Raw genomic sequence first — 18,659 nt, 5'->3', positions numbered from 1 at the left:
CCGTGCCTGAAGAACATCCGCCCATCGGAGAGGCCAATACCGAACCCGCCGCCGGTGGTTGCCCCGTCACCGGTCGCCTCAAGTCCCCAGCCGAAGGCGGAAGCAACCGTGACTGGTGGCCGAACCAGCTCAACCTCGAGATCTTGCAGAAGAACCCGGCCGTAGCCAACCCGATGGACGCGGATTTCGACTACGCCGCGGAATTCAAAACCCTCGATCTGGCTGCCGTGAAGGCCGACATCGTGGAGGTTATGACCACCTCCCAGGACTGGTGGCCCGCCGACTTCGGTCACTACGGACCGTTCTTCATCCGGATGGCCTGGCATGCCGCGGGCACCTACCGGATCAGCGACGGCCGTGGCGGAGCCGGTGCGGGTATGCAGCGTTTCGCCCCGCTCAACAGCTGGCCGGACAACGGAAACCTCGACAAGGCCCGGCGCCTGCTGTGGCCGGTCAAGAAGAAGTACGGCAAGAAGCTCTCCTGGGCCGACCTCATGGTCTACGCGGGCAATGTGGCACTCGAAGACATGGGCTTTCCGACCTTCGGTTTCGGTGGCGGCCGCGTCGACCAGTGGGAGCCCGAGGAGGACGTGTACTGGGGTCCCGAGCAGACCTGGCTCGGCGACGAACGCTACACCGGCACCCGCGACCTCGAAAACCCCTTGGCCGCAGTCCAAATGGGTCTGATCTACGTCAACCCTGAAGGCCCCAACGGCAATCCGGATCCGCTCGCCGCGGCCGTCGACATCCGCGAGACGTTCCGCCGCATGGCCATGAACGACATCGAGACGGCGGCCCTGATCGTGGGTGGCCACACCTTCGGCAAGACCCACGGCGCCGGCGATGCCGGACTCGTCGGTCCCGAGCCCGAGGCCGCCCCGCTCGAAGAGCAGGGCCTGGGCTGGACGAGTGCCTTCGGCACCGGTGTCGGCAAAGACGCGATCACCAGCGGCCTGGAAGGCACCTGGACACCCACCCCGACCAAGTGGGACAACAGCTTCCTCGAGACCCTGTACGGCTACGAGTGGGAGCTGACCAATAGTCCCGCCGGTGCGAATCAGTGGATCCCCAAGGACGGCGCGGGCGCCGGCACCGTGGTCGATGCCCACGACCCGTCGAAGTCCCACACTCCGGTCATGCTGACGACGGACCTCTCGCTGCGGATCGACCCGATCTACGAGCAGATCACCCGTCGCTGGCTCGAGCACCCCGAAGAGCTCACCGCGGAGTTCGGCAAGGCTTGGTACAAGCTGACCCACCGCGATATGGGACCGAAGGTCCTTTACCTCGGGCCGGAGGTGCCGGAGGAGACGCTGCTGTGGCAGGACCCGGTCCCGGCCGCTGACTACGACCTCGTCGGGGCCGCCGATATCGCCGCACTCAAGAGCCAGATCCTGGCCTCGGGTCTGACTGTCGCGCAGCTCGTTTCGACCACGTGGGCGGCGGCAGCGTCGTTCCGCGGCAGCGACAAGCGCGGTGGCGCCAACGGCGGACGCATCCGCCTGCAGCCGCAGGCCGGCTGGGACGGCAACGAGCCCGACGAACTCGCCCAGGTGGTACGCGTGCTCGAGGGCATCCAGGAATCCTTCAACTCCGCCCAGACCGGCAACACCCGGGTGTCCTTCGCCGACCTCGTCGTGCTCGGTGGTGCCGCGGCCGTCGAGCAGGCAGCCAAGGCTGCCGGCTACGACGTCGAGGTGCCGTTCACCCCAGGTCGCACCGACGCCACCCAAGACCAGACCGATGTGGAGTCCTTCTCCGCGCTCGAGCCCAGCGCGGACGGTTTCCGCAACTACCTCGGGAAGGGTAACCGGCTCCCGGCCGAGTACCTGCTGATCGACCGGGCGAACCTGCTCACCCTCAGCAGCCCCGAGTTGACCGTCCTCATCGGTGGTCTGCGTGTCCTCGGCGCGAACCACAAGCAGTCGCCGCTGGGCGTATTCACCGAGAACCCGGGATCGTTGACCAACGACTTCTTCGTGAACCTGCTCGACATGGGCACGAAGTGGGAGCCGTCGGCCACCGATGACGGAACCTACGAGGGCAAGGACCGCGCCACCGGTGCGGTCAAGTGGACCGGCAGCCGCGCCGACCTGGTCTTCGGGTCGAACTCGCAGCTGCGCGCCCTCGCGGAGGTCTACGCGACCGACGACTCGAAGGAGAAGTTCGTCAACGACTTCATCGCCGCGTGGGTCAAGGTGTCGAACCTGGACCGGTTCGACCTGGTGTGATGAAGGAGGAATGACCGCCCGCCAAGGACGGTCGTCCTCGTCCGGCACCCCCGCGAACTCCCATAGTTCGCGGGGGTGCCTTCATCCGAAGGTCACTTCCTTTGCCGCGACGACGGCCGCTGTGCGCGACGGCGCCGTCTGATACCGCCAGTACAGATTCGTGTGGTCGATCACCTGCTCCGGCGATGGCGCACCCCATCGGCTCTTGTCGAATGTCGTATGCCCGTCACTGACCAGCGTCACGTCGTAGCCGCGGACGAAAGCACCATGGATGGTGGATCGGATGCAGGCATCGGTCTCCGCACCGGTCACAACGAGATGTCCCACCCTGGCCTTCGCCAGTATCTCCGCCAGCTCGGTGTCCTCGAACGAATCACCGAACTCCTTGTGCACCAACGGTTCCGACTCCGCACGCACCAACTCCGGAACGTATTCCCACGCCACGGTCCCCGGCACGAGCTCCTCACTCGAGTGCTGCACCCAGACGATCGGAACACCGTCCTCGCGGGCCTTCTCGACGAGCGTGCTGATATTCGCCACGACGGCGTCTCGCTGAAATGCCTCGGCCACAACACCGTTCTGCACGTCTATCACCATCAAGGCGGTGTTGGGTCGATCCGACAGCGTGGTCATGTCTCCTCCTGCTGGTCGAGCTACGCGTACCCCCACTCAACTACGAACCCACCCCCCCGGCCAACCCCACAGGTGGCGAAGGTCAGCAGCAGACAGTAATCGGTCCCATCGTGATCCTGTGCGTGGTCAGCCTTTTCGCATTCGTCGCCGCGCTGCGTGTGTTCTATGCACTGGAATCGGATCTGCACACCCTCGATCGCATTGTGAATCCGCGTTCGCGGCGCTCCGCATAGCAATTCCAAAGGTTTCCCAAAGGACCTCAGCAGATTTCGTGACTACTCTCGAAGCTGTTTGGAATGCCACTGTCCCTGGGGGCGCCGTGAAAGAGCAGCGGACACAGGTCTATGCATCGGTCGTGGAGTTCGTCGAGAACTACCTGGCCCAGGTCTATCGGCGCAAAGTGGCCGACAACGGTCTGGCCTGGTGCCCGGAATGGTGGCGGCACACCGAGGCTGTGGCGCGGCTGGAGGCGCTCTGGCAATCCTGGGAACTCTATCGACTCAACGCCGAATTGGGCCTGTCGCTATGGTTTCTGGACCATGCCGACAGTCATATGAACGTATTGTTCGACCCCAACGGACCGTTCGCCGGCTGTTCCATGCACAATGGACACACCGATCGCGTCTGGCCGCTTTCGGTGAAATCCCCTCCTCCCGATACATTTTCATCGGCTGGTTAGTCTCGTTTGTTCGAAATGGGTTGTGGTCAACTAACCTTCATGTAGTGCTAGGACATTCACATGCGACCAGTGGCGCTTTCGCCTGGTCGGTAGCAGCGGCTACGCTGCCCATCTCGGCGTTGGTCTATCCGGTATTGCCAACCGGTGACGCGCATCTCGGTGCCGTCGAGGTATTGCTCGGTACCTTCCTGACGGCTGGGGCCGCGCTGCTGCCCGATGCGGACCATCCGAACGGCACCATCGCGCATGTGCTCGGCCCCATCTCCTATCACCTGTGCCGCTTGATTTCCTGGATCTCCGGTGGACATCGGCACGCCACACACTCGTTCGCCTTCGTCATCGCCGTCGCCTACGGGACCTGGGCGGGTGAGCATTGGCTCGGCAGATATTTCACACTCGGTTTGGTGTTCTTCCTGCTCGCGCTGGCGGTACGGGCACTGCATCTGTGCCCCTCCGGTGAGGGCATCGAGGCATGGGGGACGGTCATAATCGTCGCCGCGGCAGGGACGTTCGCGATGGATCACTGGATTGCCGATAAACCGGCGTGGTTACCGTTCGCTGTCGGACTCGGAGCACTGGCCCACCTCGCCGGTGATTGCCTCACCGATAAGGGGTGCCGACTGTTCTGGCCGTTCCCGCTGCGTACCTGCGTGCCGGTGATCGAACGGACCGGGAACAAGGTCGAAACCTGGATTCTGTCACCGTTTTTCACCCTGGCCACGCTCGCTGTGCTCTGGCACGTCTTCTCGGTCAGTCCCTAGGACCAGTCGATGCGCCCGCCGATGATGTTTCGGCGGGCGCAGCGACCAGAGGCTCCCCTGGTCTGTGCGGTCTTTCGAGTGGTTTGGGTTTGGTGAGACAAGAGTGGAAGGTTACATAGTCTAATACGCATATCTATATAGTCTGATGCATTCAAAGCGTACTCGAGATCGCAGTTCCGCTGGATACGTTGCTCGTGAACCGCTCACAGGTCCTCGCCCGACGCCCGTTCGGGACACTGCCGCAGGTTCTCTGAGCGCTCCCCCATCCGCGGGCCCGGCCCGAATGATCCTGGGCCGGGACCCGCGAGCAGTTCAGCTCGCCACGCTCTCGAACGTGCCTCGCATGTACGAGCCGCCCCTTGGTCTGGGTGATCACCAGGAGCCGGTTGGAGGCGTTGATCATGGCAACCAGGTTGATCCGAACCGCGGATTCGCCGGCGGCCGCACGGCGCGCATCGACGACGGCCTCATTACCGGATCTACTCGGTGCGCAATCCCCAGGAGCCCTTCTGTGCTGCGTTCGGCGAAGCCGGACGGTGTTGTTGCCGCACTAATTGAACCACACATGTTTAGATGCGCATATCTACGTATGACAATGTTGCTGAGGGTCATTCTCGGCAACTGGCCATCGGCACCGGGATAAAGTGAGCCATGGTCGCCGGATCGACAATGCAGCCGCAGCGCTGGACACCACCGCCCGCCCCACCCCGGGCTCGCGAAACACATAGTGCCACAGCACTTCCCCGGCTCGAGCGATTCGAACTGCCCGGTGCGGCACCTGAGGATGTGGTGCGCACCGCCGAGGGGCGAATCATTGCGGGAGTCGATGACGGTTCGGTCTACAGCATCGAACCCGCGGAGGGCACGGTGAGCTTGCTGGCGAATACCGGCGGCCGTCCGCTCGGTATGCATGCCGACGCCGATGGGTCGCTGCTGATCTGCGATTTCCATCGCGGCCTGCTGCGGCTGGACAGCGCGGGCGAGATCGAGGTACTCGTGGACGAGGTCGACGGCGAACCACTCCCCTTCGCCAGCAATGTGGTTCGCGCCGCGGACGGCACCATCTACTTTTCCTCGTCGTCGCGTCGCTATCCGCTCGACGCGTGGATGGGCGACCTGCTGGAGCATTCCGGCACCGGCCGCCTGTTCCGCCTCGATCCGTCCGGCAAGCTCGAAACCCTCATCGACGGCCTGCAATTCGCCAATGGCGTGGTGCTCTCCCCCGACGGCTCCACCGTGCTCGTCGCGGAGACCGGCGCCTACCGGGTGACTCGCTACTGGCTCACCGGGCCGAAGGCGGGCACCTACGACCGCCTGATCGAGAACCTGCCCGGTTTCCCCGACAATATGGCTCTCGGCAGCGACGGCCTGGTGTGGATCACCCTGCCGTCACCACGAAATCCATTGCTGGACCATCTACTTCCCCTGCCCGGTATTCTGCGCCGGATCGTCTGGGCGCTACCGGAATGGGTACAGCCCAAACCGCCGCGCACCGTCTGGGTGATGGCCATCGACTTCGACGGCAAGGTCGTGCACGACCTGCAGGCCGAGGGCACCGACTACGCCATGGTCACCGGAGTTGTCGAACACGACGGCACCCTCTACCTCGGCAGCCTCACCGAAACGGCGGTCGGAGTCAGCCGAATACCGTCCTAGGCCGCCGCTTCGACACGAAAACTCAGTGAACAGTTGTACACTGAAAGAATGAGTGAGCCGGAGCGGCAACGACAGGCGGAGATGCAGGCGCTCGCCGGGTTGGCGGGCGATGAACTGGGTGGTGCGATCGAAGGGATCGCCGCGGTTCATCGAGCCATTTCGGACCGGGTGTTCGCGGCGGTGCGACTGGGTGTCGGACCGGCTGCGCAGCCGGTCAAGGTAGTGCACGATGCGATTACCGATGGGGTGTATCAGCTGGTCGGCGGCACCGCGGCAGCTGCGGGAGCGCTGGCGGAGCGCACCGTGGACGTACCCGGTGCACCGGTGCCCTCACACACGGTCTGCGGGTCCGGATTCCTGGCGGCATTGCAGGGTTTGATCGGCGACAGTCTCGAGGATGAGCTGCCGATTCTGGCCGGGCCGATGACATTTCGAATCAATGGGGAACCGGTCGCGCCGGGGTGGGTCGGCGATGTGGTGTCGAATCCGCGCCCGCGCATCGTGATTTTTCTGCACGGTTTGGTGGAGACCGAACACGCTTGGCGGCTCGGCGGCCGGCCCAGCTATGCCGAGCGGCTCGAGGCCGATCTCGACTGCACGGCGCTGATGGTTCGATACAACAGCGGGCTGCACATCTCGGAGAACGCTCGTCTGCTGAACGGGATGCTGCAGCGGCTGGTCGAGAACTGGCCGGTGCAGGTCGAGCAGATCGCACTCGTCGGACATTCGATGGGCGGCCTGATCGTGCGGGGCGCCTGCTACGACGCCGATCAGGCCGACCTGCCGTGGGTGCGCCGGGTGCGGCAGATCGTCTGTCTCGGATCACCGCATTTGGGTGCACCGTTGGAGCAGTTCGTCCACTATGCCTCCGCCGCATTGGTGAAAATACCCGAGACCCGGCCGTTCGGTCGGCTGCTGCGCCGCCGCAGCGCGGGCATTCGCGACCTGCGCCAGGGTTCGCTCGTCGATGAGGATTGGCATGACTTGGACGTGGACGCATTGCGTCGCAGAGTCATTCGCGAGATACCGCTACTCGATTGCGCCGACCACTACTTCGTCACCGCCTCGGTAACCCACAGCCCGCGTCATCCGCTCGGCCGGATCATCGGCGACGGGTTGGTCCTGCCGGCCAGCGGCTCCGGCCGGAATCGGGCCCGCCGCATAGGTTTCGATGATGCCAACGGCCTGCATCTCCCCGGAGCCAACCATTTCACCCTGCTCAACCACGACGCCGTTTACGACGCGCTGCTCCGCTGGCTGGGCGCCGATGCGCGTCAGATGTCTGTGCGCTGTGGTTGATCAGCGGTGCCCGGGTCAGAACAGTTGGTCGGAGTGGGTGTCGGCTTCCCCTCTGACGTCGGCGGCGAACTGGGCTTCGACTTCCGCGTCGTCGCCGGCGGTGTGCGCCGAGTAGAGCAGTAGGCAACCGCGGATGCCGTCGAGGAGATCTTCGAGGAGGTCGAGGGCCGGGCGGGTCGGGTCGAGGCGACTGATCCGGAACTCATCGAGGAGGGCGGCGCGGGAGGCGCTGTCGAGATCGAATTTGCGTGCCTGCTCTTCGATTTCGGCGACGCGGGCCACCACCGCCCATGGTGCGGGCACGTGTCCTTCGGAGACGGCCATGGCCTCGGCGATGAGGTCGACGACAATCTCGATCGGTGTCTCACCGCTGGTCAGACGCTCCAGTACCAGGGTCGGGGTTTCGACCTGCAGTGCCTCGATATCGTCGGCTTCGACGACCACATCGCCGGTCGGCACGCCCGCGAGTTCACCCGCGACTTCGGCGGCGGCGTAGAGCCAGTGCGCGGCCGCGACGGATGCGGAGGCGGGGTCGAGTTCAGTGAACAGTTCCACGGTGCCGAGGGGGTCGGCGCGCAGCAGGTCGTCGGCGGCCTGGACCTGGGCCGGTGAGACGTCCGGGCGTGAGAGTTCGACTGCTTGGCGTGCGCGTCCGGACAGATCGCCGAGTTCGGCGGATTCGATGGCGGCCTGTTCGGTGCGGACCTCGCCGGCGATGGTGTCGCGCAGGGCGGAGTCGTCGATGGCGTGCAGGGTGCGCCCGACGCGGTGCGCGGATTCGACCACGCCGCTGTAGGAAACGACGAGGCCGTGGTCGGTCGGCAGGTTCGGGGTGCGGATTCCGGCCTCGACCTCCTTGAAGTTGCGGCGTTCTTCCGCGCGCCGCCAGGCCTCGCTATTGGGAACGTCGGGATCGCCTGCGGCGCTTGCCGGATGCGTATAGGTGCGCCACTGGAACCGGGACAGGGTGGTCAGATTCGACGCCAAACTCGTTGCCTGGTCATGGTTTATCGCTGGCAGCTGGGCCACCGTGGTCGAGAGATCGCCGCGTCCGGTCGCCCAGATGGCGACAAGGGCGTTGCGGTCGGCGTCGAATGCGTATCGGGTCACGCACGCCAGTCTTGCCCATCCGCGGCCGTTGCGCGCGCGATCGCCCCGTTCGAGATGCGGTCTTCGCCGTTTCAGTGTGCGATGTCGGCGCTGCCGAGGCCCCTGCGAGGATGGACGGTATGACTCTCGATCACGGTGATCCCGGCGACGCGCCTTCGATTCCACAGCCGACCGCGCCCGTGGTGAATTCCGCTCGCCCCTCGGCGGCCGAGGAGGCCAGGACCGTTGCGGCGACGACGAATATCGCGACCTTGGCGAGTTTGAGCGAGGACGGCGGCCCGTGGGCGTCGTTCGTCACCTACGGGCTGCTGGATGGTCAGCCGGTGCTGTGCGTCTCGCGGATGGCCGAGCACGGGCGCAATCTCGCGGCGGATCCGCGGGCCAGCCTGTCGGTGGTGTCGCCCGATGTACCTGCCGATCCGCTGGCCGGTACCCGCATCACCCTGGCCGGTGTGGTGGAGCGGCCGGTCGGTGCCGAGGCCGCGGCGGCGCGTGCGGCTCATCTGGCGGCGGTGCCTGCCGCGAAGTACTACGTGGATTACAGCGATTTCTCGTTGTGGGTGTTGCGGGTGCAGCGAGTTCGATGGGTCGGTGGGTACGGGCGGATGGATTCGGCAACCGCCGAACAGTATCTGGCGGCCGCGCCGGATCCGGTGGTTGCGGTGGCGGGGCGGGCGATCACACATCTCAATGACGATCACGCGGACGCGCTGTTGTCGATGGCGCAGGTATTGGGCGGATACCCGGACGCGACCGAGGCGAGTTGCGAACGCGCCGACCGGTACGGGCTGGATCTGCGAGTGGTGACGCCACGCGGAGTGGCGCGGACCCGGGTCGGCTACGCGACGGCGATCGATTCCGCAGGCGAATTGCGTGCGGCGACAGTCGAATTGACACGGCGCTCGCGCGAGGGCTGACGATGACCCACGACCGTGGTTCACATAGCCGGTGGGTGGGCAGGATGGTGGAAGATTCCGTCCGCGAACCGCCATTGGAGGTGGATTGCGGTGAGGTTGACGGCCGAGGCGACGAGCGCGAGCAAATAGATGTAGAGCATCGGATTGCTCGCGTCCGGATTCGTTGCGATCTCGGTGACCAGCAGCGCCGACCAGAGCGCGGTGAGTGCGATAAATGGGCCACGCAGCCGCATCGGACGCACCGGGGCGTAAACGAGATTCGGCATCCGGTGCTGTGGCCTGTTAGGGAGAGCAGTCAGGCTGTGACTTCGCTTCGGAATCACCAACCGGCGCACGAGCCCGGCGATGACTGTGGTCAGCACAATGACGGCGATGAGATGCACAGGACGCGTGTCCTCCCTTGGTGTGAGATTTCGTCGGCTTGCGTAAATAGATTCGGTCACGTGTGCAGTCGCCGATAGCCACCCATGGGGTGGACATCGCCCACCCCACCGGTTTCTCCGAACCGGACATCTGCGTGCTCATCAGGGGCAGCGGGGCGCTGACCGCACCCTTGGGTGCCTTGATGTGGCGCTGCCGGTCGCGGAGCCTATTCACGGCCGGGCTGCCCTGGGCCACATCACGAGGAAAGCAATGCCAATTTCTGAGGCATCGTTGCGTCCACGACCTACCTCGACGGAGAACTACCCGATCTCATCGATATCGTGCGATCGGCGACCTTCTTGTTCGCGGCGGGGCAGGAAACGGTCACCAAACTGCTGAGCTCGGCGGTACGGGTGCTCGCCGAACGCCCGCAGTTCCAGCGACTGCTACGGGAAAACCGCAGCCTGATCGCTGCTTTCATCGAGGAGTCGCTGCGCACGCGGCTATGCCGCAACCGGAGATCTGTCGGTTCCTACCCGGTACCAGGAGGCCGTCGCCGACGCAGCGAGCGCCTGTCCCGAACACGCCATCGTGACGCAATGATCGATCCCTCCGCGGAAGGTTCTCTGCGCTAACGGTTTTCGCGACGCCCGCGGTATCGAGGGGTTTCTTCGGCGATACGCCACATTGTGGCCTGCGGGTTCGATACGGTTCATCCTCAGTTTGGTTGCCGCGCAGGGGCGTCGGTGTCACCCTCACTACTGTGCCTACGCCCGAGCGGACGAACCGGGCCGGCTACGCCGAGATCACCCCGGCGTACCGACTCCTCGACATAGTGCACGGCACGGCGCTCGCCCGTGCCGAGCGGCGACTGCACCGCGAGTTCACGATCTTGTTCGACGCCAACACGATTCACCATTTCCTGCACGACTCCTACTCGCAGATCACGGCACGCGCGCCGGTGAAGCTCTACGTGCCGCTGCTCGCCGAACGCTTCGCCCGGCAGCAGTTGCACGCGCGGGCCAAGGTGGAGGGCCGCGTCGAGCACGCTATCCCGGTGGTGCTGTTCCTGTGCACATTCAATGCCGGACGTTCGCAGATGGCGCTGGGCTTCTTCGAGCACTACGCACAGGGTCGGGTACTGGCCTGGTCCGGTGGGTCCGAGCCGAGCGGCGCACTCAACGCGGCAGCGGTCGCGGCCATGGCGGAGGTGGGCATCGACATCTCCCACGAGTTCCCCAAGACCTGGACCGACGAGATCATCCTGGCCGCCGACATCATCGTCACCATGGGGTGCGGCGACGTGTGCCCACTGGTGCCCGGCATCCGATACGAAGATTGGGGCGTGGACGATCCGGCCGGGCTACCGGTGGCCGAGGTGCGACCGATCCGCGACGATATCCGGCAGCGTGTGATCGATCTGCTGGCCAGCCTCGACCTCCCGATCATCTCCTGACCTGACCCCTCGTTGTCGCTTCGCGCACCGGCACGGTGAGGATCGCGACGATCATGTCGATGATCTCGGCGGTGTCGCTGTCAGGGGCAGACGTGCGCACGCCCGCTTCCAGTGCGCGTTCGTAGTCGGCGATCAGTGCGAACATGACGGTCGCCATGGTTTCCAGTCGCTGGCGGCGTCGGCGGGGTGGCAGTTCCGGCAGGGCCGCATCCAGGCGGGTGGCGATGATGCGCACGGCGGCGCGGTCGGCGCCGGCGAGGCGGCGGGCATCGGCGATCACGGGGTGAGCCCGCACGACTTCGAGGAAGCGGCCGTAGTGGGTGACCTGTGCTGTGTAGATGAGTTCGAGGATGGGGGCGGCGAGCATCGCGATCAGCGTGCGGATCTCGTGTGCGGCGCCCTCGGCCTCGTATGTGGCGAGAAGTCCCATTCGGCGGTCTTCGAGCCAGTTCATGCGACGGTCGACGATGGCCTCGAGCAGACCGCTGCGGGAGTCGAAGTAGTAGTGCACCGCGGAGTTGTTGCGTTGGCCCGCGGCCGCGGCGATATCGCGGAGCGGGACGTCCACGCCGCGTTCGGCGATGAGTCGTTCGCCCGCGTCGAGCAGTGCGGCACGCGGATCCTCGGTGGCCATGTCAACACTGTACTAAATCCGAGTGTTGACTACCTTAAGTGTTAGTGCTTAATTGGGCGATACCAAGCAGTCTTCGTGCAGCAGAGTCGAGGTGATCCGATGACCATCACGCGGGGCCCGATTTTCCAGCTGTGCTGGGTGGTGCGCGATATCGAGGCGGCCCAACGCGAGTTCACCGAGCGATTCGGCGTCGCGAAGTGGTTCACCGTCCCAGATGTGCACTTCGGGCCGCAGTCGTGCGAATTGCGTGGCGCGCCCGCCGATTACACGATCACGGTGGCATTGGGATATGCGGGCGGGCAGCAGCTAGAGTTGATCGAGCCCAAGTCCGGGACCAGTTTGTATTCCGAACATCTGGACAGAGTCGGGCCCGGACTGCATCACGTCGCGTGGGTGCCCGAGGACTATGACGCGGCGCTGGCCGAGGCGAAGGCGAGCGGAGCCGAAATCCTCGCGCGCGGTGCGTTCGAGGGCGTAGGGATGGAGTTCACCTATCTCGACGGCGGCGCACTCGGTTCCGCCGTGGAGCTCATGCGGCTGTCGGCGGATATGCAAGCGATGTTCGATTATCTGACCCCAGAGGGGTTTTCGAACTCATCCGCCGCATCGAACAGGGCGCGCGGCGCCGAAAGTACGGAAGGCGATTGAGATGCGATTCACCTATGCCGAGACGATGACGGACCCGACCTTCTATGTGCCGCTGGCACGGGCCGCGGAGGCGGCCGGGTACACATCGATGACGATCGCCGACAGCGTGGCCTATCCGAAGGAATCCGACGCCACCTACCCCTACACCGCCGACGGCAATCGGGAGTTCCTGGAGGACAAACCGTTCATCGAGGCCTTCGTATTGTCGGCGGCCATCGCGGCGGCCACGACGACGCTGCGGCTGACGCCCTTCGTGGTGAAACTGCCCATCCGCCCACCGGTTCTTGTTGCCAAGCAGGCCGCCTCGATCGCGGCACTGAGCGGGAACCGGTTCGGGTTCGGTGTCGGCATCAGTCCGTGGCCGGATGATTTCGAAATCATGGGTGTCCCGTTCGAACACCGCGGCGCGCGCATGGACGAGTGCATCGATATCGTGCGCGGACTCACCGCGGGCGGCTATTTCGAATACCACGGGGAGTTCTACGATCTGCCGCCCATCAAGATCAGCCCGGTGCCCACCGAGCCGATTCCGATCCTCATCGGCGGACACAGTGGCCCGGCATTGCGGCGCGCGGCCCAGCGCGGCGATGGCTGGATGCATGCAGGCGGCGAGCCGGCCGAATTGGACCGGCTGCTCGCGAAACTCGATGTCCTGCGCGCCGAATACGGCACCCGCAAGGATTTCGAGATCCACGTCATCTCCCTGGACGGATTCACCGTGGACGGTGTGAAGCGGTTGGAGGACAAGGGGGTTACCGACGTGATCGTCGGCTTCCGCTACCCGTACACCACCGAACCGGATACCGAATCGCTGGACACCAAGATCGCGCACCTGTCCCGGTTCGCGGAGAAGGTCATCGCGAAGACGAGCTGAACCGGTAAGGCCCCGCCGATCCCAGGAAAGCCGCCAGCCCCGACACGATTACCTGACGGGCAATGGAGGTGCGGCGCCTCAGAACCGCCAGCGGGTCGCTCCGCCGGGTTCCACGGTGGACAGTGCCGTGGCGGTGAGCGCGGTCAGGCGGTAGACATGCCAAGGCGGCGGACCCGCGGAGGGGGCACTGTATTCCGCGGTGAGCGCCTCGCCGGTGTCGTCGACGCGACAGGGCCAGCCGCCGTCGGCCCAGCGCCGGGCGACATCGGCGACGGCGGCGGGATCGGCGATCCTGGTCGCGGTACCGTCCACGACCAGATCGAATTCGTGGGTGGCCACGCTCATCGAGCAGCGCGGATCGCGAGCCAGGTTGCGGCCCTTGCGGCTTCGGGCCCCGGTGGTGAACCAGAAGGCGCCGTCCACCCACAGCGCGCCGACGGCGGTGACGTGCGGGCTGCCGTCGGGATTGATCGTGGTCAGCCAGCAGGTGTGCCGATCCGGGCCCCCGGCGCCGGGGGCTTGTTCGATGCTCGCGTCGAGTCGTTCGCGAATGTCGTCCCAATCGATCGGCGGCAGTTCGTAGCGGTCGGCGAGGTTGATGGTGTGCATATCAGTAGGACGATCCGTGTCCGGGAAACTCACCGGTGTCAGAAGACTTCATCGCCGACGAAGGCCTGGGCCGACTGGGCCGCGGTGAGCTCGGCGCCGATCGCTTCGGTGAATTCGGTGAGGTCGCCGGGGCTGCGGGAGGTGATCAGCGGCCAGCCGTTCTCGTCCGAACGTACCACCGCCCGATCGATCCAGCGCCCTTCGGCATTGACGACATCGGTACGCAGCGAGTGATAGGACGTCAGGGTCTTGCCCGCGACGACGTCGGCCTCCACGAGCAGCCATGGACCGTGGCAGATCGCCGCGACGGGTTTGCCTGCCCGCACGAACTGTTGTGCCACTTCCACGGCGCGATCGCAGACGCGCAATTTATCCACGTTCACAGTTCCGCCCGGCACGACGAGCAGGTCGAAATCGTCGACCTCGAGATCGTTGAGCGCCGCATCCGGCTGCACGACCTCGTCCTTGTCGACATCGTGTCGAAAAGTCTGGACCTCGCTACGTTCGGGGGTCGCGTGCACGGCGACGGCGCCATGTCCGCGCAACCAGCCCAGCGGCACCAGCAGCTCGTCGTGTTCGACGCCGGTATTCGCGGTGATGACCAATGCGCGCACACCGCGCAATTCCTCGGACATACCGGACCCCTTTCTCGCCGATCCTTCACTACGGTCGGCCTACCCCGGCGCAGGGCACTCAAACGATTCCAGCAGCCGTCCGGATCAGCGATTTGCGCAGTAAACTCCAGTAATGGCCGCGGCCCTGCCCACTGTCGGCGTGGAAGAGGAATTCCTTCTGGCGGATCCGATCACGGGTGCGCCGAGTCCGCGGAATGTCGAAGTCGCGTCGGCCGCCGCCGACGTCGGCATCGATCTGCAGTTGGAGTTGACGCGCTGTCAGGTCGAGATCAATACCGGGGTGCACACCCGGACCCTCGAAATACTCGATGACCTGCGCCGACTACGCCGCAACGTGGCGAGTTGCGCGGAGAAGAACGGTGCCAGGCTGCTCGCGGTGGCGGTGCCGCCCACGGTGCCGGATGCCTATCCGGTCACCGATACCCCGCGCTATCGACTCATCGAACACCATTTCGGGTTGCTCGCCCATGAGCAGGGTTTGTGCGGCTGCCATGTCCATGTCGGGGTGCCTTCACGTGATATCGCGGTGCGGGTCGGGAATTATTTGCGGCCCTGGTTACCCGTGTTGTTGTCGTTGACGGCCAATTCGGCGGTCTACCGCGCTACCGATACCGGATACGCCAGCTGGCGCAGCATCATGTGGCGGCGGTGGCCGAGTGCCGGGCCCCCACCGTTCTTCGATTCGGTCGCGGACTACGACGATATGGTGCGGATGATGTTCGCCAGCGGCAGCATTCTCGATACCGCGATGGTGTATTGGGATGTGCGGCCCTCGGCCACGTACCCGACCGTCGAGGTGCGCGTCAGTGATGTACCGGCGACGGTGGAAGAAACAGCGTTGTTGGCCACGCTGATTCGCGCCGCGGTCGTGATGGCCCAGACTGCGATACACGACGGGCTGCCACCGCCACCAGTGCCCGCGGAGGTTTTGCGGGCCGCATATTGGAAGGCCGCCCGATCCGGCCTCGATGGAGACGGACTCGACACGATCAGCGGCCGTGCCCTGCCGGCCCACTCCCTGGTGGCCGGGCTCGTCGACTACCTCACCCCCGCGCTCGAGCAGTCGGGTGACCAGCAGTTCGTCGCCGATACCGTCAAAGCGGTTCTTGCACGTGGTAACGGCGCCCGGCGCCAACGCACCGCTATGCGCGCGCACGACGATGTCAGCGACGTCATCGATGTGGTCGCCGCCGCCACCCTCGAAGGGTGCTACTGAGACAGGCCGAATACCGGACGCAGGCCGCGGTACCGGACGACCTGTACGGCGACGATCGCCAGTAGCGTCGCACCGATCACGAAGACGGCCCACTGCAGAAAACTCCACCTTGTCCAGTCGATTCGCCGCTGGACCACCGATTGCTCGCTCATTGCGCTCCCATATCTACTACACAGCGTAGTTGAGATGGTGGCCATCGGAAGGTGCTTCGATGGAGGTATGCCCCTACTCGTCGGCACATCGGGTTGGCAGTACCGGGACTGGCGCGACGTGCTGTATCCGGCGAATCTTCCGCAGCGTGTGTGGCTCGAAACCTACGCCGCGGGCTTCGCGACGGTCGAGAGCAACAATGCCTTCTATCGACTGCCCAGCGGCGAGACCTTCGCGGCATGGCGGGACCGGACGCCGCCGGACTTCTGTTTCGCGGTCAAGGCGAGCCGCTTCCTCACCCACATCAAGCGGCTGCGCGAACCCGAGGAACCAGTCGCACGCTTGATGGAGCACGCCCGCGCGCTGGGCGACAAGCTGGGACCGGTGCTGTTGCAACTTCCGCCGACGCTGCGGGTCGATCCGGTACTGCTCGACGCCTGCCTACGCTGTTTTCCGCCCGACATCCCGATCGCGGTCGAACCTCGGCACGAGTCCTGGTGGACTCCCGAAGTTCGTGCCGTACTGACGGAATGCGGCGCGACGTTGTGTTGGGCCGACGTCCAGTCCCGTCCCGTCGCGCCGCTGTGGCGCACGACGGACTGGGGTTATCTGCGACTGCATTCCGGACGTGCGACACCCGCACCGCGCTACGGACGCACGGCACTCACCAGTTGGGCGCGACGGCTGGCCGACACGTGGTCGGATCGTGAGCAGGTGTACGTCTACTTCAACAATGATCCCGGCGGTGCCGCGGTTCGCGACGCAGTCGTCTTCGCGCGCGCCGCGGCCACGGCCGGAGCCACCGTCAGTCGAACACCCACAACGGATTTCAGCTCCCCACAACAGCATTCATGATTGTGCCCGCACTGGTCGCGATGACACCGCCGACCATTGCTCCGGCGAGCATCTTCGGGGATTCCAGGGTGCCACCGCTCCACTTCTCCCACGCGAATCTGCCGCCCGCGTAGGTGATTCCGGAGACACCCGATAGCAGAACAAACCAGGTCAGGTAGCGGACCATCTGCAGGATCTTCTCCGAATTGGGCGGGGCCTCCGGCGTCGGATTCCCGAGTTGAGCAAGGACGGTCTCGTGCAAGGTGATCAGCATCATGGGCGCGTACTCATTCCAGGTAGAGGCGGGCGATGAGTGACAGATAACCGAGCGATAACCACATCGATACCCGGACAGTATGGGCGGCGGCTGAGATTTTCGGGCGGTCTCGGCGGAACCTGTCTGGAATGTCCGAAGGCGCGGCCCGGCGCGCCGATGCGCGGGTGTAGCATTTCGCCCGAATAACCCCACCGCGGGAGCTCGGGCACGGCCGGGCTGAGAGGGCGGACCCCACGTTTCGCCGACCGCATGAACCTGTCCGGGTAATGCCGGCGTAGGGAGAGCGGTACCGGGATGTCTGCACCCACCATCGATCGATCCGAGCGGCGCGAAGCACCGTTGACCCTGGACCAGCCTGCACCGCAGGTCCTTTCGTTCTGGGACCAGAGCGCGTTCTGGGCGAATCTCGGGGTCAGCCTGTTCGCATTCTCCGGCGCGTACACGGTGCTCGCGCCGAATTCCGAAGGCAGCGCCCAGATCTCCATCGCCGCGGGCATTCTCGCGATGATCATCGGCACGGTAATCGGCGGGCTCATGCTCGGCCTGGCCGCAGTACCTGGGGCCAAGACCGGTAAGCCCGCGATGATGTTGCTGCGCGGACTGTTCGGCGCGAAGCTCAGCTACCTGCCGACACTGCTCAATATCGCCCAACTGATCGGTTGGGGCACCTTCGAATTGATCGTCATCGGCAATGCGGCCGAAGAGTTGTTCGACGGTGGCCCGCACTGGGTTTACGTGGTCGCCGCGGGGGTGCTGACGACGGTGCTGACGATCTGGCCGCTCGGTTCGGTGCGAATGCTGCGGCGGTTCGTGACCGCCGGCGTGGTGATCGCGTTGGTCTGGTTCTACATCCAGTTCGTCCGCGCAGGTCTGCCGGATCTCACCACCAACCCGGGCACCGAAGGCGGCGGACCGTTCGGCGTGGATTGGAATCTGTTCTGGGTCGCCACCGATGCGGCCCTTGCGGTGTCGATCTCGTGGGTGCCGGTGGCGGCCGACTACACCCGGCACTCCCGCAGCACCGGCGCGGCATTCGGCGCGGCCAGCGGGGCGTATGCGTTCACCCAGATCATCGCGTATGTGCTCGGCCTGTTCGCATTGGCGCTCGCATCCGGCGACGGCGGGGTGTACTCGCCCTTCCTGACGGTCACCCTCGGAGCGGTGTTCTTCTTCATCTTCGTATTCCGGGAGGCCGACCAGTCGTTCGCGAATGTGTACTCCACGGCCGTCTCGATCCAGAACCTCGCGCCGCGAATCGACCGCCGGTTGCTCTCGATCGGTCTCGGCATCCTCATCACGCTGCTGGCGCTGCGGCTGAACATGGCGAACTACTTCGGCTTCCTCGGCCTGATCGGGTCGGTCTTCGTGCCGCTGCTCGGCGTGCTCGTCGCGGACTTCTTCCTGCGGGCGCGCGACCAATGGGATACCTCGGCGAATGCGCCGTCACGGTGGGGCATGGTTTTCGCCTGGCTGGTGGGACTTTCGGTCTACCAGCTGATCAACCCGGGCGACGCCGGAGTGTGGACCGACTTCTGGGTGGACGTGCAGAAGAAGCTGCACTTCACCGAGCAGGCGTGGATGAGCGCGTCACTGCTGTCGTTCTTGGCGGCCGTAGTGGTCGCCTGGAGCGTGGGGCGGATTGCGTTGCTGCGCAAGTCAGATTAGACCTCGGACCAA

General features: G+C 65.1%; 20 protein-coding genes and 1 riboswitch. Of the genes, 12 read left to right on the top strand and 8 right to left on the bottom strand.

Annotation, left to right across the window (positions count from 1 at the left end; translation table 11 throughout):
- The first annotated feature begins 2 nt into the window (after positions 1-2).
- Positions 3-2,231, top strand: a complete 2,229-nt coding sequence (katG, locus tag ACQPXH_RS15390) for a catalase/peroxidase HPI (RefSeq protein WP_433603011.1) — start codon at positions 3-5, stop codon at positions 2,229-2,231.
- 81 nt (positions 2,232-2,312) lie between these two features.
- On the opposite strand, the gene ACQPXH_RS15385 is transcribed toward katG, so the two are convergent.
- Positions 2,313-2,864, bottom strand: coding sequence for an isochorismatase family protein (locus ACQPXH_RS15385; protein WP_433603010.1), 552 nt, complete (start codon positions 2,862-2,864; stop codon positions 2,313-2,315).
- Between the two features lie 271 nt (positions 2,865-3,135).
- Here ACQPXH_RS15385 and ACQPXH_RS15380 point away from each other — a divergent pair, with 271 nt between their 5' ends.
- The 4 genes from ACQPXH_RS15380 (at position 3,136) to ACQPXH_RS15365 (ending at position 7,259) form a co-directional block, all read left to right on the top strand.
- Positions 3,136-3,543 carry a DUF4913 domain-containing protein gene (locus ACQPXH_RS15380; RefSeq protein ID WP_433603009.1) on the top strand — a complete coding sequence of 136 codons (408 nt, stop codon included), beginning with the start codon at positions 3,136-3,138 and terminating at the stop codon, positions 3,541-3,543.
- A gap of 44 nt (positions 3,544-3,587) precedes the next feature.
- Complete coding sequence (locus ACQPXH_RS15375; protein WP_433603008.1) at positions 3,588-4,304, top strand: metal-dependent hydrolase; 717 nt, start codon at positions 3,588-3,590, stop codon at positions 4,302-4,304.
- A 651-nt stretch (positions 4,305-4,955) separates the two neighbouring features.
- On the top strand, positions 4,956-5,960 hold the full coding sequence (locus ACQPXH_RS15370) for an SMP-30/gluconolactonase/LRE family protein (protein WP_433603007.1): 1,005 nt from the start codon (positions 4,956-4,958) through the stop codon (positions 5,958-5,960).
- A gap of 48 nt (positions 5,961-6,008) precedes the next feature.
- A complete protein-coding gene (locus ACQPXH_RS15365; RefSeq protein WP_433603006.1) occupies positions 6,009-7,259 on the top strand; it encodes a lipase family alpha/beta hydrolase in 1,251 nt (416 codons plus the stop codon).
- 15 nt (positions 7,260-7,274) lie between these two features.
- On the opposite strand, the gene ACQPXH_RS15360 is transcribed toward ACQPXH_RS15365, so the two are convergent.
- The gene (locus tag ACQPXH_RS15360; RefSeq protein WP_433603005.1) at positions 7,275-8,369 is read right to left on the bottom strand and encodes a hypothetical protein; all 1,095 of its coding nucleotides are present in this window, start codon (positions 8,367-8,369) and stop codon (positions 7,275-7,277) included.
- Between the two features lie 119 nt (positions 8,370-8,488).
- On the opposite strand from ACQPXH_RS15360, the gene ACQPXH_RS15355 reads away from it, so the two are divergent.
- Positions 8,489-9,286, top strand: coding sequence for a HugZ family protein (locus tag ACQPXH_RS15355; protein ID WP_433603004.1), 798 nt, complete (start codon positions 8,489-8,491; stop codon positions 9,284-9,286).
- Positions 9,287-9,306: 20 nt separating this feature from the next.
- On the opposite strand, the gene ACQPXH_RS15350 is transcribed toward ACQPXH_RS15355, so the two are convergent.
- The gene (locus ACQPXH_RS15350) at positions 9,307-9,552 is read right to left on the bottom strand and encodes a hypothetical protein (protein WP_433603003.1); all 246 of its coding nucleotides are present in this window, start codon (positions 9,550-9,552) and stop codon (positions 9,307-9,309) included.
- Positions 9,553-10,454: 902 nt separating this feature from the next.
- Between ACQPXH_RS15350 and ACQPXH_RS15345 the strand changes: the two genes are divergently transcribed.
- On the top strand, positions 10,455-11,105 hold the full coding sequence (locus tag ACQPXH_RS15345) for an arsenate reductase ArsC (protein ID WP_433603468.1): 651 nt from the start codon (positions 10,455-10,457) through the stop codon (positions 11,103-11,105).
- On the opposite strand, the gene ACQPXH_RS15340 is transcribed toward ACQPXH_RS15345, so the two are convergent.
- Positions 11,095-11,739 (bottom strand): TetR family transcriptional regulator, encoded by a 645-nt coding sequence (locus ACQPXH_RS15340; protein ID WP_433603002.1) that lies wholly within the window; start codon positions 11,737-11,739, stop codon positions 11,095-11,097. The two genes, ACQPXH_RS15345 and ACQPXH_RS15340, sit on opposite strands and share 11 nt — an antisense overlap.
- Before the next feature lie 99 nt (positions 11,740-11,838).
- Here ACQPXH_RS15340 and ACQPXH_RS15335 point away from each other — a divergent pair, with 99 nt between their 5' ends.
- Positions 11,839-12,387: a VOC family protein gene (locus tag ACQPXH_RS15335; protein ID WP_433603001.1), complete on the top strand. Its 549-nt coding sequence runs from the start codon at positions 11,839-11,841 to the stop codon at positions 12,385-12,387.
- 1 nt (position 12,388) lies between these two features.
- A complete protein-coding gene (locus ACQPXH_RS15330) occupies positions 12,389-13,261 on the top strand; it encodes a TIGR03619 family F420-dependent LLM class oxidoreductase (RefSeq protein ID WP_433603000.1) in 873 nt (290 codons plus the stop codon).
- A 78-nt stretch (positions 13,262-13,339) separates the two neighbouring features.
- Here the strand turns inward: ACQPXH_RS15330 and ACQPXH_RS15325 are convergent, their stop codons facing one another.
- On the bottom strand, positions 13,340-13,870 hold the full coding sequence (locus tag ACQPXH_RS15325; protein WP_433602999.1) for a pyridoxamine 5'-phosphate oxidase family protein: 531 nt from the start codon (positions 13,868-13,870) through the stop codon (positions 13,340-13,342).
- A 38-nt stretch (positions 13,871-13,908) separates the two neighbouring features.
- On the bottom strand, positions 13,909-14,505 hold the full coding sequence (locus ACQPXH_RS15320) for a DJ-1/PfpI/YhbO family deglycase/protease (protein ID WP_433602998.1): 597 nt from the start codon (positions 14,503-14,505) through the stop codon (positions 13,909-13,911).
- 112 nt (positions 14,506-14,617) lie between these two features.
- On the opposite strand from ACQPXH_RS15320, the gene ACQPXH_RS15315 reads away from it, so the two are divergent.
- Complete coding sequence (locus ACQPXH_RS15315; protein ID WP_433602997.1) at positions 14,618-15,721, top strand: glutamate--cysteine ligase 2; 1,104 nt, start codon at positions 14,618-14,620, stop codon at positions 15,719-15,721.
- On the opposite strand, the gene ACQPXH_RS15310 is transcribed toward ACQPXH_RS15315, so the two are convergent.
- Complete coding sequence (locus ACQPXH_RS15310) at positions 15,715-15,873, bottom strand: hypothetical protein (RefSeq protein WP_433602996.1); 159 nt, start codon at positions 15,871-15,873, stop codon at positions 15,715-15,717. The genes ACQPXH_RS15315 and ACQPXH_RS15310 overlap by 7 nt on opposite strands.
- A gap of 67 nt (positions 15,874-15,940) precedes the next feature.
- Between ACQPXH_RS15310 and ACQPXH_RS15305 the strand changes: the two genes are divergently transcribed.
- Positions 15,941-16,726 carry a DUF72 domain-containing protein gene (locus ACQPXH_RS15305; RefSeq protein ID WP_433602995.1) on the top strand — a complete coding sequence of 262 codons (786 nt, stop codon included), beginning with the start codon at positions 15,941-15,943 and terminating at the stop codon, positions 16,724-16,726.
- On the opposite strand, the gene ACQPXH_RS15300 is transcribed toward ACQPXH_RS15305, so the two are convergent.
- Positions 16,701-16,982, bottom strand: a complete 282-nt coding sequence (locus ACQPXH_RS15300) for a hypothetical protein (protein WP_433602994.1) — start codon at positions 16,980-16,982, stop codon at positions 16,701-16,703. The genes ACQPXH_RS15305 and ACQPXH_RS15300 overlap by 26 nt on opposite strands.
- A gap of 183 nt (positions 16,983-17,165) precedes the next feature.
- Positions 17,166-17,281: riboswitch (TPP riboswitch) on the top strand.
- On the opposite strand from ACQPXH_RS15300, the gene ACQPXH_RS15295 reads away from it, so the two are divergent.
- Complete coding sequence (locus ACQPXH_RS15295; RefSeq protein ID WP_433602993.1) at positions 17,277-18,647, top strand: purine-cytosine permease family protein; 1,371 nt, start codon at positions 17,277-17,279, stop codon at positions 18,645-18,647. (Overlaps the previous riboswitch by 5 nt.)
- Positions 18,648-18,659: the final 12 nt, after the last annotated feature.

Source organism: Nocardia sp. CA-135953 (assembly GCF_050955735.1).
Classification (GTDB): domain Bacteria; phylum Actinomycetota; class Actinomycetes; order Mycobacteriales; family Mycobacteriaceae; genus Nocardia.
The sequence above is the reverse complement of the archived record's forward strand: the minus strand, read 5'-3'. Positions and strand labels throughout refer to the sequence as shown.

Bases quoted from the DNA above. Each gene is read 5' to 3' on its own strand.
- ACQPXH_RS15330 (WP_433603000.1), top strand. From the start codon at position 12,389: ATGCGATTCACCTATGCCGAGACGATGACGGACCCGACCTTCTATGTG.
- ACQPXH_RS15365 (WP_433603006.1), top strand. From the start codon at position 6,009: ATGAGTGAGCCGGAGCGGCAACGACAGGCGGAGATGCAGGCGCTCGCC.
- ACQPXH_RS15315 (WP_433602997.1), top strand. From the start codon at position 14,618: ATGGCCGCGGCCCTGCCCACTGTCGGCGTGGAAGAGGAATTCCTTCTG.
- ACQPXH_RS15350 (WP_433603003.1), bottom strand. From the start codon at position 9,552: ATGCCGAATCTCGTTTACGCCCCGGTGCGTCCGATGCGGCTGCGTGGC.
- ACQPXH_RS15335 (WP_433603001.1), top strand. From the start codon at position 11,839: ATGACCATCACGCGGGGCCCGATTTTCCAGCTGTGCTGGGTGGTGCGC.
- ACQPXH_RS15355 (WP_433603004.1), top strand. From the start codon at position 8,489: ATGACTCTCGATCACGGTGATCCCGGCGACGCGCCTTCGATTCCACAG.
- ACQPXH_RS15325 (WP_433602999.1), bottom strand. From the start codon at position 13,870: ATGCACACCATCAACCTCGCCGACCGCTACGAACTGCCGCCGATCGAT.
- ACQPXH_RS15300 (WP_433602994.1), bottom strand. From the start codon at position 16,982: ATGATGCTGATCACCTTGCACGAGACCGTCCTTGCTCAACTCGGGAAT.
- ACQPXH_RS15370 (WP_433603007.1), top strand. From the start codon at position 4,956: ATGGTCGCCGGATCGACAATGCAGCCGCAGCGCTGGACACCACCGCCC.
- ACQPXH_RS15295 (WP_433602993.1), top strand. From the start codon at position 17,277: ATGTCTGCACCCACCATCGATCGATCCGAGCGGCGCGAAGCACCGTTG.
- ACQPXH_RS15320 (WP_433602998.1), bottom strand. From the start codon at position 14,505: ATGTCCGAGGAATTGCGCGGTGTGCGCGCATTGGTCATCACCGCGAAT.
- ACQPXH_RS15340 (WP_433603002.1), bottom strand. From the start codon at position 11,739: ATGGCCACCGAGGATCCGCGTGCCGCACTGCTCGACGCGGGCGAACGA.
- ACQPXH_RS15305 (WP_433602995.1), top strand. From the start codon at position 15,941: ATGCCCCTACTCGTCGGCACATCGGGTTGGCAGTACCGGGACTGGCGC.
- ACQPXH_RS15310 (WP_433602996.1), bottom strand. From the start codon at position 15,873: ATGAGCGAGCAATCGGTGGTCCAGCGGCGAATCGACTGGACAAGGTGG.
- ACQPXH_RS15385 (WP_433603010.1), bottom strand. From the start codon at position 2,864: ATGACCACGCTGTCGGATCGACCCAACACCGCCTTGATGGTGATAGAC.